The organism is Plastoroseomonas hellenica (assembly GCF_018129085.1).
GTDB classification, from domain to species: Bacteria; Pseudomonadota; Alphaproteobacteria; order Acetobacterales; family Acetobacteraceae; genus Plastoroseomonas; species Plastoroseomonas hellenica.
In genome coordinates this window covers 92,841-107,525 of the sequence record NZ_JAAGBB010000026.1, presented here as the reverse complement: position 1 = coordinate 107,525, position 14,685 = coordinate 92,841, and the positions used below count along the sequence as shown (strand labels likewise).

Sequence of the window (14,685 nt, the reverse complement as noted above, 5' to 3'; positions counted from 1 at the left end):
CGCGGTCCCGCGCGGCGAGCGCCTGCGGCATCCAGGCGGTGAGCAGCAGCGGGTCGGCGCCCGCCGCCTCTTCCCGCGCCGGCGCAGCGGCGGCGCGGGCGGCGACATCTTCGGCGGTCGTCAGGGCGCGGGTCGCGGTGCCGAGGTCGCGCTTCGCGTTGCGCAACTCCATCGCGCGCAGCCGGAGCAGGACATCCAGCGGGTCAGGCGCCATCCAGCGCCTCCGCCAGGCGGCCGAAGGCATCGGCGATGGTGCCGCGCTCCTCCTTTCGCTGCGCCAGGAAGGCTTCGATGCGCGGCGCGAGCCTCACGGCCGCGTCCACATCGGGGTCGGTGCCGGCGCGATAGGCGCCAAGCCGCACCAGGTCGGCGACCTCGGCGTGCAGCGCCAGGATGCGGCGGGCGCGCAGCATGAGCGCATGCTCGTCCTCCTCGAGGCAGCCGGGCACGGTGCGCGACAGGCTGCGCAGCACGTCGATCGCGGGATAACGCCCGGCCTCCCCGATCTTACGGTCGAGCACGACGTGGCCGTCGAGGATGCCGCGCACCGCATCCGCCACCGGCTCGTCATGGTCGTCGCCTTCGACCAGCACGGTGAAGAGGCCGGTGATGGCGCCGGGATTGCCGGCCTCGGCCGGGCCGGCGCGCTCCAGAAGGCGCGGCAGTTCCGCGAAGACGGTCGGCGTATAGCCGCGGGTCGCCGGCGGCTCCCCGGAGGCGAGGCCGATCTCGCGCAGCGCCATGGCGAAGCGCGTCACGCTGTCCATCATCAGCAGCACATGCCGGCCCTGGTCGCGGAAATGCTCGGCGACGGTCATCGCAGCGAAGGCGGCTTCCCGCCGCATCAGCGGCGGCTGGTCGGAAGTCGCGCAGACCACGACGCTGCGCGCCAGGCCCGCCGCGCCGAGATCTTCCTCGACGAATTCGCGCAGCTCCCGCCCGCGTTCGCCGACCAGCGCGATGACCGCGACATCGGCCTCCGCCCCTGCCGCCAGCATCGACATCAGGGTCGATTTGCCGACGCCCGAGGCCGCGAAGAGGCCGAGGCGTTGACCACGCCGGCAGGTGCAGAAGGCATCGAGCGCCCGCACCCCGAGATCGAGCCGCGGGCCGAGCCGCGCGCGCGTGCCGGCCGCCGGCGGCGCAGCACGCACCCGCCGCGGCACGCTTCCCTGCGGCAGCGCACCCTTGCCATCGATCGGGCGTCCCAGCGGGTCGACCACCCGGCCGAGCCAGGCGTCATCCGGCGCCAGCGTCGCCGCGCCCTCCAGGCGCACGGCGGCGCCAAGGCCGATGCCTTCCAGCGCCTCGAACCCGACGGCGCGCAGGCGATCGATGCTGATATCGGTGATCTCGCCGGTCAGCTCGCCACCCGGATGTGCGATCGCGACACGGTCGCCGCGCGCAGCCAGGCCCTGCAGCCCATCGATGTCGAGGGTCAGCGCACCGGCGGCGGCGACCCGCCCCTGGATGCGGAAGGGTGGGCGCCGCGCCAGCGCCGCGAGCGCCAGCTCGGCATGGCGAAGCGTGCTCATGCCGCGCCGACGATCTCGGCGATCCGGGTGGCGAGTGCCGGCAGCGGCAGGACCTCCCGCGCGTGGCCGGCTTCGGTGACGGCGCCCGGCATGCCCCAGACCACCGATGTCGCGGCGTCCTGCGCATAGACGGCACCGCCGGCCGCGACCACGGCGCCGGCGCCCAGGGCACCATCCTGCCCCATGCCGGTCAGGACCGCGGCGCCGACGCGGCCGCCGAAGACCGCCGGCAGGCTGCGCAGCATGGGATCGACCGCGGGCCGGCAGGAATGCTCGGGCGGTCCGTCCCAGAGGCGCACCACCGCCTGCCCGCCACCGGCTGGGGCGATCTGCAGGTGGCAGCCGCCGGGCGCGATATAGGCCCGCCCGGGCTCGATCGCCTCGCCGTCGCGCGCTTCGGCAACCGGCACCGGGCCGAGGCGGGACAAATGGTCTGCGAGCTTCGGGATGAAGGGGCCCGGCATGTGCTGGGTGAGCAGCAGCGGGATCCGCGGCAGGCGCTTGAAGGCGCGGAACACGGTGCCGAGGGCATCCGGCCCGCCGGTCGAAGAGCCGATCGCGAAGATGGCAGCCGGCAGCAGCGGCCCGCGCGGCAAGGCCGGCAAGGGGCGCGGCGCGGCAGGCGCGGGGGCGGCGACGGTGGTGGCCGCCGCGGGCGCGCGGCGGCGCAGCGTGCCGTGACCGCGGGCCTTGGCGAGCAATTCCTCGGCGAAGGCCCGGTCCTCGCCGGTGCCAGGCTTCGGCACATAGTCGACCGCGCCGAGGCGCAGCGCTTCCATGGCGATGCTGGCACCGCGCGTGGTGAGCGCGGAGGCGACGATGACGCGCACCCCGGGATCGGCGGCGAGCAGCAGCGGCAGCGCTTCCAGCCCGCCCATCACCGGCATCTCGAGGTCGAGGATCACGACGTCGATGCCGCCGCGCTTGACCGCTTCCACGGCATCGCGGCCATTGCCGGCGCGCGCGGCGACATGCAGCGCCGGGTCGGTGCCGAGAATCCGCGCGATGGCAGCGCGGATCACCACGCTGTCGTCACAGACGAGGACACGGAGTGGTGCCGGGATCTGGGTCAAGCGCGTCCTCCTGGAAGCCGGACCATGCCCCGGGCAATCGGACCAAAAGGTAAATGCCCCCGGACGGCGCCCACACCTTCCGGTGAGGTTGGCACGGCAGTTGCGCAAGCCCGGGCCATGAAGAAGACCATCCTTGGCCTCCTTGCCCTGCTCCTGCTTCCTGCTGCCGTCCTCGCGCAGCCGGCCGAGCAGGGCCAGCTCTGCCGTGCCGCGATCCGTGCCGCCGAGACCGCAGCGGGGATTCCCGCACATCTGCTGATGGCGATCGGGCGCGCTGAATCCGGCCGTCGCGACCCGGTGACCGGTGCTTTCCACCCTTGGCCCTGGACCATCAATGCCGAGGGACGCGGCAGCTTTTTCCCCGACCGGGCGGCAGCGATTGCCGCCGTGCGGTCCCTGCAGGCGCAGGGGGTCCGCTCGATCGACATCGGCTGCATGCAAATCAACCTGCGGCATCACCCCAACGCCTTCGCGAGCCTCGAGGAAGCCTTCGACCCGACGACCAATACCCGTTACGCGGCGCGCTTCCTGACCGAGCTGCGCACCGAGCTCGGCGACTGGAACCGGGCCTCCGCGGCCTATCACTCGCGCACGCCCGAATATGCCAATGCTTATCAGGCGCGGGTCGCGGAACTCTGGGCGGAGGAGCAGCGCAGCCCCGCCACCGTGACGCCGGCGATGATGGCAGCCCTCGGCGCGCGGCCGCCGATGAGCCCCAGCAGCGGCGCCATGCTCTCCAACGGCGCCGCACGGGCCCAGGTGATCGCCGCACCCTCCGGCTCCCAGGGGCGTGGTCTCGACGCCTATCGCAGCATGCCGATCCTGCAGGCGCGGCTGGCGTCCGTGCCGCGCGGCGGGCTGATCATCGCGCGGCGCTTCTGACCCGCAGTGGATGCAGACGCGGCACGCCCTTCCGGAATGGCTTCCGAAAACAGAGCGATTCTCGGGCCGCCTTCCCGTGCCGGACTTAGGCTCAAGGTGAGTTTCCTGCCCGGGCGATGATCGCCCTGAAAAAAAATCGGCGAACCGAAGATTTTCTCTTGCTCCCCTGGCGCACCGGTCCTATTTCCCGCCGCAGACGCAGCACGCACGTGCCTCTGGCCCCCAACCGCGGGAAGTCCCGGCGGCCAAAGGGTTTACGCAACGACGTCAAGCGTTCTGGCAACCCCGTGCGGCAGCAGCCGGACGGTCCACTCAGGTCGCTGGTTCGTTCGACCGTTTCGTTAACCTGGGGCCGTCGCCTGGACAGGCGGCCCATTCAGTCTGGGGTGGTGCTGCGATGACTCCAAAGATCGCCGCGTTCCTGTGCGACTCTGCGCCCGCGACACCTTGCCTGGTGCTCGACGTGGATCGCGTGGAGACGAATTATCGCCGTCTGAAGGCCGCGCTGCCGCTGGCACGCGTCTACTACGCGGTGAAGGCGAATCCGGCCGCCCCGATCCTGGAGCGCCTGACCGGCCTCGGCTCCAGCTTCGACGCCGCGTCCTGGGAAGAGGTGCAGTCCTGCCTCGAGGCCGGCGCGCGCCCGGACGCGATCTCCTTCGGCAACACCGTGAAGAAGGTCTCGGCGATCCAGGCGGCCTATGCCGCCGGTGTGCGCATGTTCGCCTTCGACAGCGAGCCGGAGCTGAAGAAGCTCGCGCAGCATGCGCCGGGCGCGAAGGTCTATTGCCGCATCCTGGTCGAGAACAAGGGCGCCGAATGGCCGCTCAGCCGCAAGTTCGGCTGCGAGGTGGAGATGGCGCGCGACCTGATGATCCTGGCGCGCGACTGGGGCCTCGACCCCTATGGGATCTCCTTCCACGTCGGCTCGCAGCAGACCACGACCGGCGCCTATCAGGCGGCAATTGCCCGCGTCGCCATGGTCTTCTCCGACCTCCGCGAGGCCGGCGTGAAGCTGCGCATGGTCAATCTCGGCGGCGGCTACCCGGTGCGCTACCGCGCGGAGGTGCCGGAGATCGGCGAATTCGGCGATGCGATCATGGGCGCCATGGTGCAGCATTTCGGCAATGACCTGCCGGAGATGCTGATCGAGCCGGGCCGCTTCATGGTGGGCGATGCAGGGGTCGTCTCGGCCGAGGTGGTGCTGGTCTCCCGCAAGGGTGCCGATGACCCGGTGCGCTGGGTCTACCTCGATATCGGGCGCTTCGGCGGCCTCGCCGAGACCGAGGGCGAGGCGATCAAATACGCCTTCCGCACGCCGCATGACGGCACCCGCGAAGGCCCGGTGACGATCGCCGGCCCGACCTGCGACAGCACGGATACGCTCTATGAAAAGAGCAACTACCGCCTGCCGCTGGCGCTCGAATGCGGCGACCGCGTGGAGCTGATGGCGACCGGCGCCTATGTGACGAGCTACGCCGCGCAGAGCTTCAACGGCTTCAAGCCGCTGGCCGAGCACTACATCTGACCGGCGGCGCCCGCCCCGCGGGCGCCCTTTCCTTCATACTGAGATCCGTCGGGCGGGCCGTCTCCTGCTCCCCCCGGCCGCGCGCTGTGGCCCCGGCGCCGCCGATTCCCCGGCGCCGGGCGCGCCCGTGCTGCGGTTCGTCCGCGCCTGCGATTCGTCGCGGCGCGATGCGACAGGGACGGCCCGCCCGAGGACGAACGCGATTCCTTGTTCCCGGACACCTGAGGAGCGGATATTATCCGGCCATGGATGAGATCGACCGGAACATCGCCATCGCCTTGCAACAGGATGGCAGCGCCGGCCTCGCCGAGCTTGCCAAGGTTTCCGGCCTCTCGGTCTCGGCCACCGCCGAGCGCGTGAAGCGGCTGGAGGAGCGTGGGGTGGTGCGCGGCTGGCGCGCCGATCTCGATCCGGCGCATGTCGGCTGCCCGCTGCTCGGTTTCGTCTTCGTGAACCTGCGCCCGGGGCGCGACGACGCCGCCTTCCGCCGGGCCATGTCGCGGCACGAGCATGTGTTGGAATGTCACCGCGTCACCGGTGGCTGGACCTTCCTGCTGAAGCTGCGCGTCGCCGACCTCCGGGCCTTCGAGATGTTCATGGAGGAAGAGTTGCGCGGCCAGCCGGCGGTGGAACGGATCGAATCGCTGCTCGCCATTGCGACCGAGAAGGAAACCGCGATCCTGCCGGTGGCGCCCGCCACCGACGAGGAGTAGCCCCTGCCCCCCGAGGGCACGAAATCTGGCATGATCCGCGCCATGAGCAGGCGTCAGGTCGAGATCACTCCGGACCTCGTCATCCGCGCCTATCGCGCGGGACTGTTCCCCATGGCGGAGAGCCGGGGCGCGGACAGGCTCTACTGGCTCGACCCCGAGCTGCGCGGGGTGCTGCCGATCACTGGCTTCCACCTGCCGAAGCGCCTCAGGCGCACCGTGCTGTCCGGGCGTTTCCAGGTCACCGCCGATGCCGATTTCGCGGCCGCACTGGCCGGCTGCGCAGCCCCTGCGCCGGGCCGCGGCGACACGTGGATCAATCCGGAGATCGAGCACCTGTTCGGCACGCTGCACGCGCTCGGCGTCGCGCATTCGATCGAATGCTGGGAGGGTGGGGCGCTGGTCGGCGGGCTCTATGGCGTGGCGCTTGGGGGTGCCTTCTTCGGGGAGAGCATGTTCAGCCGCGCCCGCGACGCCTCCAAGGTAGCGCTGGTGCATCTGGTGGCGCGGCTGGCGATCGGGGGGTTCACCCTGCTCGACACCCAATTCCTGACCGCGCATCTCGCGCAATTCGGCGCGACCGAGATCCCGCGCGCCGACTACAAGGCGCGCCTGGCCGCCGCGCTGGAGGTGCCGGCGATCTGGCCCGATCCCGATGCGGCGACGCTCGAAGCCGAGATCCGGGCCATGCGGCAGGGTTAGGGCGGTATCGACATTCAGCCTTCGGGGTCGCCCGGCGGGTCTTTTCCGCGCTGGCGGCGTTGCGCGGCTTGCCGATGCAACCAGCATCGGCAGCGCCACGCGCCTGGCCAGCGCGAAAAATCCCTCGCCAGGCGCCTCCCGGTGCTGAATGTCGATCCCGCCTAGACCGACCGGGCTTTCCTGCCAGGATGGGGCCAAGCACCGGAGGAAGCACCATGGCCCAATACACCGTCGGCGACATGGTCGCCGAGTTCCTGACCCGCATCGGCGTGACCACCGCCTTCGGCATCGTCTCCGTCCACAATATCCCGATGCTGGATGCGATCGGGCGGCGCAATGCGATCCGCTTCGTGATGGCGCGCGGCGAGATGGGCGCGGGGCATATGGCGGATGCCTATGCGCGGGTCTCGGGCGGGCTCGGCGTGCTGTTCAGCTCGACCGGGCCGGGGGCGGCGAATGCGGTGCCCGGCCTCGTCGAAGCGCGCTTCGCCGGCAGCCCGGTGCTGCACATCACCGGCCAGACGGCGACGAAGTTCATCGACCGCGATACCGGCACCGTCCATGACGTCCCGGGCCAGACCGCCATGCTGGCGGCCGCCGGCAAGAGCGCCCATCGCGTGCGCAGCGCCGCCGAGGCGCTCGGCGTGCTGATCCGCGCCGCGACCGAGGCGCTGACGCCACCAATGGGTCCGGTCAGCGTCGAGGTGCCGATCGACATCCAGCGAATCGCGATCCCGCGCCCCGCCGCGCTCGATCACCTTGTGCTGCCGGTGCCGCCGCCGCTACCGCCCTCTGAAGCCGCGCTGGACGAGGCGGCGGCGATCTTCGCCCGCGCGAAGCGGCCGATGATCTGGATGGGGAACGGTGCCAAGCGTGCGGGCCCGGCGATCGAGGCGCTGATGGCGCTCGGCTTCGGGGTGGTCAGCAGTTGGAACGGGCGCGGCACCATTCCCGAGGATCACCCGATGAGCTTCGGCGCCTTGCACGGCAACGGCGCGCCACCGATCCAGGAATTCTACGGCACCGTCGACGCGATGCTGGTGCTCGGCTCCCGCCTGCGCGGGCACGAGACGGGTGACTTCTCGATGAAGCTGCCATCGGTGCTGGTGCAGGCGGATGTCGATGCCGGCGCGGAGGGGCGGAGCTATCCGACCGCACTGTTCCTGCACGGCGATGCCGGGCTGGTGGCAGAGGGCCTGGCGAAGCGGCTTGCCGGCCATATCGCCGTCGATCCCCGCTTCGCGCAGGACTTCGCTGCGACCAAGGCGCGCGCCAATGCGGCATATCGGGCGACGCTCGGCCCTTACGCCGATTTCGCCGACCAGATGCGGGCGGCGCTGCCGCGCGACGGGGTCTGGGTGCGCGACATCACCATCAGCAACTCCACCTGGGGCAACCGCATCATGCCGGTCTACGGACCGCAGGATGCGGTGCATCCGGTGGGCGCGGCCATCGGACCGGGCCTGCCGCTCGGCATCGGTGCGGCGATCGCGGCACCCGGGCGGAAGACCGTCGCGATGGTCGGCGATGGCGGCTTCGCGCTGAACCAGACCGAGCTCTGGACCGCTGCGCAGGAAAAGCCCGACCTTTGCATCGTGGTGATGAACGACCGCGGCTATGGCGTGATCCGGCACATCCAGGATGCGGTCGCCGATGGCCGCCGCTTCGCCCATGACCTGATCGGGCCGGATCACAAGAAGCTCGCCGAGCTCGCCGGCATCCGCGCCTATCGCGTCGCCGCCGTGGAGGATTTCGGCCCGACCGTCGCACGCGCCCTGGCGGAGCCCGGCCCGTCCCTGGTCGAGGTGGACATGGTGACGATCGGCGAGCATCCGCCCTACGCCCCCTACACGACCATGGGCAAGCACGCGGAGCGCGCGGCCGCCGCCGCGCGCTGAGCTGCCCCTACCGCAGCAGGCGGAAGGCGAGGAAGCCGCCGATCCCGCCGCCGGCCACCACCACGGCCATGGGTAGCGCGGTGCCGTCATGCAGCAGGCCGGTCGCGACGCCGGCAACCGCGCCGAGACCGAATTGCAGGGTGCCGAGCAGCGCAGAGGCGCTGCCGGCATTGCGGCCATGCAGCGACATGGCCATCGCCGAGGATAGCGGCAGGATCATGCCGAGCGAGCCGATGGCGAAGAACAGCGCCACCAGCATCGCCGGCAGCCCGCCGATGCCGAGAGCGGAAGCCAGCAGCAGGAGGCCCGCGGCGACCGGCACGTAGAGCGCGGCGCGCAGCATCCGCGCCGGCTCGAACCGCCGCACCAGCCGCGCCGTGACCTGCGACATCAGGATCAGGCCGGCGGCATTGCTGCCGAAGATGATCGCGAACTGGCCGGGCGGGAAACCGTACAGCTCGATCAAGACGAAGGGCGAGGCCGCGATGTAGGCGAACATGCCGCCGAGCGTCAGCGACCCGGCCAGCACCGGCCCCATGAAGCGCCGGTCGCGCAGCAGCATCAGGTAGACGCCGAGAATCCCGGCCAGGCTGTCGTGCCGCCGGCGCTCGATCGGCAGGGTCTCGGGCAGGAAGCGCAGCATCACTGCCAGCATCACCAGCGCATAGAGGCAGAGCGCCCAGAAGATCGCATGCCAGCCAAAGGCCGACAGCAGCGTCCCGCCAAGCAGCGGCGCCAGGATCGGTGCGACGCCCATGACCAGCATGAGCTGCGACATGAGCCGCACCGCCTCCCGCTCCTCCGCGACGTCACGGACGACGGCGCGGGAGATCACCATGCCGGCACAGCCGCCGAGCGCCTGGAAGAAGCGCAGCACGATCAGCGCCTCCACCGAGGTCGCGACCGCGCAGGCGGCCGAAGCGATCGCATAGATCACGAGCCCAGCGAGTAGCGGGCCGCGCCGCCCCCAGCGGTCGGCGGCCGGCCCGTAGCAGCTCTGCCCGATGGCAAGGCCAGCGAAATAGGAGGCGAGCGTCGCCTGCATCCGCGCCGGATCGGTGCCGAGGGCCGCCGCGATCTGCGGAAAGGCCGGCAGGTAGGTGTCAATCGACAGCGGCCCGAAGGCCGCGAGCGCGCCGAGGATCAGCGCGAACCGTGCATGGGAAGGCATCGCGCGTCAGCCGCGCGCCGCCAGTCGCCCCAGCAGCCTCGCATGGCTGCGCGTGCCGCGATGGAAGCAGCGCAGCTCGAACTTCTCATCCGGGCTGTGCACCTGGTCGTCGTCGAGGCCGAAGCCCATCAGCAGGGAATCGAGCCCGAGCAGCCGGCGCATGCTCTCGACCACGGGGATGGAGCCACCGCTGCCGGAAAGCACCGCTTCGCGCCCGAATTCGGCCAGCAGGATCTCGCGCGCCGCTGTCATGGCGGGGCTGTCGAGCGCGACCTCGATGCCGGGGCTTTCACCGAAGATCGTGACATCGGCATGCGCATCGGCCGGCAGATGGGCGGCGACGAAGTCGCGCAGCCCCTGGGCGATGCGCGCCGGGTCCTGGCCGGGAACCAGCCGGAAGGAAAGCTTCGCATGCGCTTCGGCCGGGATCACGGTCTTCGATCCGTGCCCCATATAGCCGCCCCAGATGCCATTGATGTCGCAGGTCGGGCGGGCCCAGAGCCGCTCCAGCGGCGCACGGCCAGGCTCGCCGGCCGGCACCGAAAGGCCGACGCCGCCGAGGAACGCCGCCTCCTCGAAGCCGAGGCCGGCCCATTGCGCGGCAAGCGCTTCCGGCAGCTCGGCCACGCCGTCGTAGAAGCCGGGCATGGTCACGCGACCGTCGGCGGTGCGGAGCGCGCCCAGGATATGGGTCAGGAGGTTGATCGGGTTCAGCGCCGATCCGCCGAAGAGGCCCGAATGCAGGTCCCGCGACGCCGCCTTCATGTCGATCTGGGCATAGACCAGGCCGCGCAGCCGCGTCGTGATGGCCGGCGTGTCGATGTCCCACATGCCGGTGTCGCTGATAACAGCGACATCGGCCTTCAGGTCTGCGCGGTTGGCGGCGAGGAAGGCATCGAGGCTCGGGCTGCCGACCTCCTCCTCGCCTTCGATCAGCACGGTAACAGCGACCGGCGGGGAGCCTGCGATGGCGTGCCAGGCGCGCAGCGCCTCCATCCACATCATCGTCTGGCCCTTGTCGTCGACCGCGCCGCGGGCGCGGATGCGGGGGCCATGCGGGCCATCGACCAGCACCGGCTCGAAGGGGGCGCTGGTCCAGAGTTCCAGCGGGTCGGCCGGCTGCACGTCGTAGTGGCCGTAGAAGAGCACATGCGGCACCGCGCCGCCCGGGCCCGGGTGATGCGCGACCACCGCCGGATGCCCCGCCGTCTCCTTCACCGCGGCCTCGAAGCCGATCCCGGCGAGCTGGCCGCGCAGCCATTCGGCGGCGGCGCGGCAATCCCCGGCATGGGCCGGCTGGGCGCTGATGCTCGGGATGCGCAGCAGGTCGAAGAGCCGTCCGCGCGCCGCGTCGAGATCGGCGTCGATATGCGCGAGAATGGCATCGAGGCGGTCGGTCATGGCGTCTCGCTAGGGTCTAGGCGCCGCGCGCCTCGGCCCGCAGCACGTGCTTCTGGATCTTGCCGGTGGAGGTCTTCGGGATCTCCGCGAAGACGATCGCGCGCGGCACCTTGTAGCCCGCCAGGTGCTGCTTCGCGAAGGCGATCAACTCGGCCTCCGTGACGCTGGCACCCGGTTTCAGCTCGATGAAGGCGAGAGGCGCCTCGCCCCATTTCTCGTCGGGCTTCGCCACCACGGCCGCCACCGCCACTGCGGGGTGCCTGTAGAGCGCGTCCTCAACCTCGATGGAGCTGATGTTCTCGCCGCCCGAGATGATGATGTCCTTGGAGCGGTCCTTGAGCTGAACATAGCCGTCCGGATGCTTCACCGCCAGATCGCCGGTGTGGAACCAGCCCCCCGCGAATGCCGCTTCCGTGACGGCCCGGTCCTTGAGGTAGCCCTTCATCACGACATTGCCGCGCATCATCACCTCGCCCATGGTCGCGCCATCGGCAGGCACCGGGCGCAGGGTCGCGGGATCGAGCACATCGAGGGCCTCCAGAGCCAGGTAGCGCACGCCCTGGCGCGCCATCAGCGCCGCCTGCTCGGGCGCCGGCTTCGCGTTCCAGTCCTGATGCCATTCATTGACGACCGAAGGACCATAGCATTCGGTCAGGCCATAGACATGGCAGACGGCGAAGCCCGCTTCCCGCATTGCGGCCAGCACCGTCTCCGGCGGCGGCGCACCGGCGACCACGAACTGCACCTGATGATGCAGCACGCGCTTCTCGGCCTCCGGCGTCGCCAGCATGGTCGCCATGACGATCGGCGCGCCGCACATGTGGGTGACGCCATGCTCGGCCATCAGCGCCCAGATGGTCGGGCCGCGCACCGCGCGCAGGCAGACATGGGTGCCGGCGACGGCGCAGACGGTCCAGGGGAAGCACCAGCCGTTGCAGTGGAACATCGGCAGGGTCCAGAGATAGACCGGATGCCGCGCCATGCCGGCCGAGAGCACGTTGCCGGTCGCGAGAAGCTGGGCGCCGCGATGGTGGTAGACGACCCCCTTCGGCCGGCCGGTGGTGCCGGAGGTGTAGTTGAGCGTGATCGCATCCCATTCATCGGCCGGCATCGGCCAGGCGAAGGCGGGATCGCCCTCCGCCAGCAGCGCCTCATAGGACAGGCCGCCCAGCGTCTCGCCGCGCGCGGCCTCCGGCGCCAGCGGATCATCGACCTCGACCACCAGCGGCTTGACCTTGCACTGCGCCAGCGCGAGGCGCAGCACCGGCATGAACTCCCGGTCCACGACGATGGCCCGGGCCTCGCCGTGGTCGAGGATATAGGCGATGGTCGCGGCATCGAGGCGGGTGTTGATGGTGTTCAGCACGGCGCCGGCCATCGGCACCCCGTAATGGCATTCGAGCATGGCCGGGATGTTGGGCAGCAGCGCCGCCACCGTGTCGCCCCGTCCGATGCCGTGCAGCGTGAGCGCGGAGGCCAGGCAGACGCAGCGGTCGCGCAGCGCGCGATAGTTCATGCGCAGCGCGCCATGCACCACCGCCAGCCGGTCGGGATGCACCGCCGCCGCGCGCTCCAGGAACAGCAGTGGGGTCAGTGGCTGATGGTTGGCGGGGCCTGGCTCGAGGCCCGTGGAATAGTCGACCATGCGTTCCTCTTGGTTCTTCTTGTCAGCGATCGCGCCATTGCGGGGGACGTTTCTCCAGGAAGGCCCTGATGCCTTCGGCCGCATCCTCGGACAGCAGGTTCTCGATCATGGTGGCGGTGGCGATGCGATAGGCCTCCGGCAGCGGCTGCTCCACCTGCGCATGGAAGCTGCGCTTGCCGAGGCGCACGGCATGCGCCGAGCGTGCGGCGATATGCCCTGCCAGCGCCTCCGCCTCGCTGAGCGCCGCGCCCGCCGGCACCACGCGGTTCACAAGACCGATGCGCTGTGCTTCCGCGGCCCCGATCATCATCCCGGTCAGCAGCATCTCCATCGCCGGCTTGCGCGGCACGGCGCGGGACAGCGCGACCGCGGGCGTCGAGCAGAACAGGCCGATATCGACGCCAGGCGTGCAGAAGCGCGCACCCTCTCCCGCCACCGCCAGGTCGGCCGTGGCGACGAGCTGGCAGCCGGCGGCCGTGGCAACACCCTCCACCACCGCGATCACCGGCTGCGGCAGCGCGGTGATCGCCTGCATCAGGCCCGCGCATTCGGCCATCGCCTCCTCGAAGAAGCGGTGCCCGCCATCGGCATCGGCGAAGTGCGCGGTGATCTCCCGCAAGTCATGGCCTGCGCAGAAGGCGGGTCCCTTGCCGTCCAGCAGCACGACGCGCACCGCGGCATCGGCCGCCACGGCGGCGAGTGCCGTGCGCAGCTCCCGCATCAGCGCCAGCGACAGCCCGTTCCGCGCCGCCGGGCGGTTCAGGGTCAGCCGCGCGATGCCGCCCGCATCGGCGCGCAGCAGCAGCGCGGCATCGGTCATGCCATCGGCCATCTCAGCATCTCCTCTCCTGCCCTGCATTATGGTGTGCGGCGCGGCGCCGGGCCATGGCCGAACGCATCCCCAGACGTTAGCCTCGTCCCGAGACGCGAGGGAACGACACGCCATGCGAATGAAGGCCGCGGTGCTGCGCGAACAGGGGCTCCCGAAACCCTATGCCGAGAGCCGTCCGCTCTCCATCGAGGAGGTGGAGCTGGACCCACCCGGTGAGGGCGAGGTGCTCATCGAGGTCGCGGCCGCAGGGCTCTGCCATTCCGACCTCTCGACCATCGAGAACCTGCGCCCGCGCAAGCTGCCGACCATCCCGGGCCACGAGGCGAGCGGCATCGTGCGCGAGATCGGCTCCGGCGTGCATGGGCTGAAGCCCGGCGACCACGTCGTCTCCGTCTTCGTCAGCGCCTGCGGGGAGTGCCGCTGGTGCGGCAATGGCAAGCCCAACCTCTGCCCCACCTCCACGGCGTCGAAGGCGGCCGGGACCCTTGCTTCCGGCGCGCGGCGGCTGCGCCTGGCCGCAGAGCCGATCAACCACTATTCCGGCCTCTCGGTCTTCGCCGAATTCGCCGTGGTCGCGCGCAATTCGGTGGTGCGGATCGATCCCGACATCCCGCTGGAGACCGCGGCGATCTTCGGCTGCGCGGTGATGACCGGCGCCGGCGCCGTCTTCAACACGGCCAAGGTGACGCCGGGCGCGCTGGTCGCGGTGGTGGGCCTCGGCGGCGTCGGGATGAACGCGGTGCTGGCGGCCCGGGTCGCGGGTGCCGCCCGCATCGTCGCCGTCGACGTGCAGCCGGCGAAGCTCGCTTTGGCGCAGGAGCTCGGCGCGACCGAGGGCTTCCTGGCGACCGAGCCGGGCGCTGTGGAGGCGATTCGGGACGCGACCTCCGGTGGCCTCGACATCGTGATCGAGACCGCGGGGTCGCTGAAAGCCATGGAGTTCGCCTATGCGATCACCGCGCGCGGCGGCAGCACCGTGACCGCCGGCCTGCCAGACGTGAGCCACCGCTTCGCCGTCCCGCTTTCCGCCATGGTGGCGGAGGAACGCAGCATCCGCGCGAGCTACATGGGCAGTTGCGTGGCGCCGCGCGACATCCCGATGCTGCTCGACCTCTGGCGGCGCGGCCGGCTGCCGGTGGAGCGGCTGGTCAGTGGCCGCATTCCGCTGGCCGACGTCAATGCCGGCTTCGACCGGCTGTCGGAGGGGGCGGTGCTGCGCCAACTCCTGATCCCCTCCCTCTGACCGGCCCTGGCCTCACCGCTTTCGTTCCGGCATCATCGCGGTTGAAGCAGACCCCGTCCGGGCCG

The 14,685-nt window shown here is 70.9% G+C and carries 13 protein-coding genes; 6 read left to right on the top strand and 7 right to left on the bottom strand.

From position 1 onward, the window contains the following. The 3 genes from GXW71_RS20915 to cheB all read right to left on the bottom strand — a co-directional run. On the bottom strand, window positions 1-214 hold a 214-nt coding region (locus GXW71_RS20915), incomplete at its 3' end, for a hypothetical protein (RefSeq protein ID WP_211854616.1). Continuing rightward, window positions 204-1,535, bottom strand: a complete 1,332-nt coding sequence (locus GXW71_RS20910; protein ID WP_211854615.1) for a FliI/YscN family ATPase — start codon at window positions 1,533-1,535, stop codon at window positions 204-206. The genes GXW71_RS20910 and GXW71_RS20915, both read right to left, overlap by 11 nt. After that, complete coding sequence (gene cheB, locus GXW71_RS20905; protein ID WP_211854621.1) at window positions 1,532-2,608, bottom strand: chemotaxis-specific protein-glutamate methyltransferase CheB; 1,077 nt, start codon at window positions 2,606-2,608, stop codon at window positions 1,532-1,534. The genes GXW71_RS20910 and cheB overlap by 4 nt, the downstream gene beginning before the upstream one ends. A gap of 117 nt (window positions 2,609-2,725) precedes the next feature. Here cheB and GXW71_RS20900 point away from each other — a divergent pair, with 117 nt between their 5' ends. From GXW71_RS20900 to GXW71_RS20880, 5 genes are all read left to right on the top strand, one after another. Then, window positions 2,726-3,490 carry a transglycosylase SLT domain-containing protein gene (locus GXW71_RS20900; protein WP_211854614.1) on the top strand — a complete coding sequence of 255 codons (765 nt, stop codon included), beginning with the start codon at window positions 2,726-2,728 and terminating at the stop codon, window positions 3,488-3,490. A 397-nt stretch (window positions 3,491-3,887) separates the two neighbouring features. Beyond that, a complete protein-coding gene (locus GXW71_RS20895; RefSeq protein WP_211854613.1) occupies window positions 3,888-5,018 on the top strand; it encodes a type III PLP-dependent enzyme in 1,131 nt (376 codons plus the stop codon). Between the two features lie 245 nt (window positions 5,019-5,263). Further along, window positions 5,264-5,731, top strand: a complete 468-nt coding sequence (locus tag GXW71_RS20890) for an Lrp/AsnC family transcriptional regulator (protein ID WP_211854612.1) — start codon at window positions 5,264-5,266, stop codon at window positions 5,729-5,731. Between the two features lie 42 nt (window positions 5,732-5,773). After that, complete coding sequence (gene aat, locus GXW71_RS20885; RefSeq protein ID WP_211854611.1) at window positions 5,774-6,430, top strand: leucyl/phenylalanyl-tRNA--protein transferase; 657 nt, start codon at window positions 5,774-5,776, stop codon at window positions 6,428-6,430. Between the two features lie 215 nt (window positions 6,431-6,645). After that, a complete protein-coding gene (locus GXW71_RS20880) occupies window positions 6,646-8,328 on the top strand; it encodes a thiamine pyrophosphate-binding protein (protein WP_211854610.1) in 1,683 nt (560 codons plus the stop codon). A 7-nt stretch (window positions 8,329-8,335) separates the two neighbouring features. Here the strand turns inward: GXW71_RS20880 and GXW71_RS20875 are convergent, their stop codons facing one another. From GXW71_RS20875 to GXW71_RS20860, 4 genes are read right to left on the bottom strand one after another with little or no spacing between them, the layout of a single operon-like run. Further along, window positions 8,336-9,499: a Bcr/CflA family multidrug efflux MFS transporter gene (locus GXW71_RS20875; protein ID WP_211854609.1), complete on the bottom strand. Its 1,164-nt coding sequence runs from the start codon at window positions 9,497-9,499 to the stop codon at window positions 8,336-8,338. A gap of 6 nt (window positions 9,500-9,505) precedes the next feature. After that, on the bottom strand, window positions 9,506-10,900 hold the full coding sequence (locus GXW71_RS20870; protein WP_211854608.1) for a dipeptidase: 1,395 nt from the start codon (window positions 10,898-10,900) through the stop codon (window positions 9,506-9,508). Between the two features lie 16 nt (window positions 10,901-10,916). After that, window positions 10,917-12,545 carry an acyl-CoA synthetase gene (locus GXW71_RS20865; protein WP_211854607.1) on the bottom strand — a complete coding sequence of 543 codons (1,629 nt, stop codon included), beginning with the start codon at window positions 12,543-12,545 and terminating at the stop codon, window positions 10,917-10,919. Between the two features lie 22 nt (window positions 12,546-12,567). Continuing rightward, window positions 12,568-13,377 carry an enoyl-CoA hydratase gene (locus GXW71_RS20860; RefSeq protein ID WP_211854606.1) on the bottom strand — a complete coding sequence of 270 codons (810 nt, stop codon included), beginning with the start codon at window positions 13,375-13,377 and terminating at the stop codon, window positions 12,568-12,570. Between the two features lie 112 nt (window positions 13,378-13,489). Between GXW71_RS20860 and GXW71_RS20855 the strand changes: the two genes are divergently transcribed. Then, window positions 13,490-14,620, top strand: coding sequence for a zinc-dependent alcohol dehydrogenase family protein (locus GXW71_RS20855; RefSeq protein ID WP_211854605.1), 1,131 nt, complete (start codon window positions 13,490-13,492; stop codon window positions 14,618-14,620). Window positions 14,621-14,685: the final 65 nt, after the last annotated feature.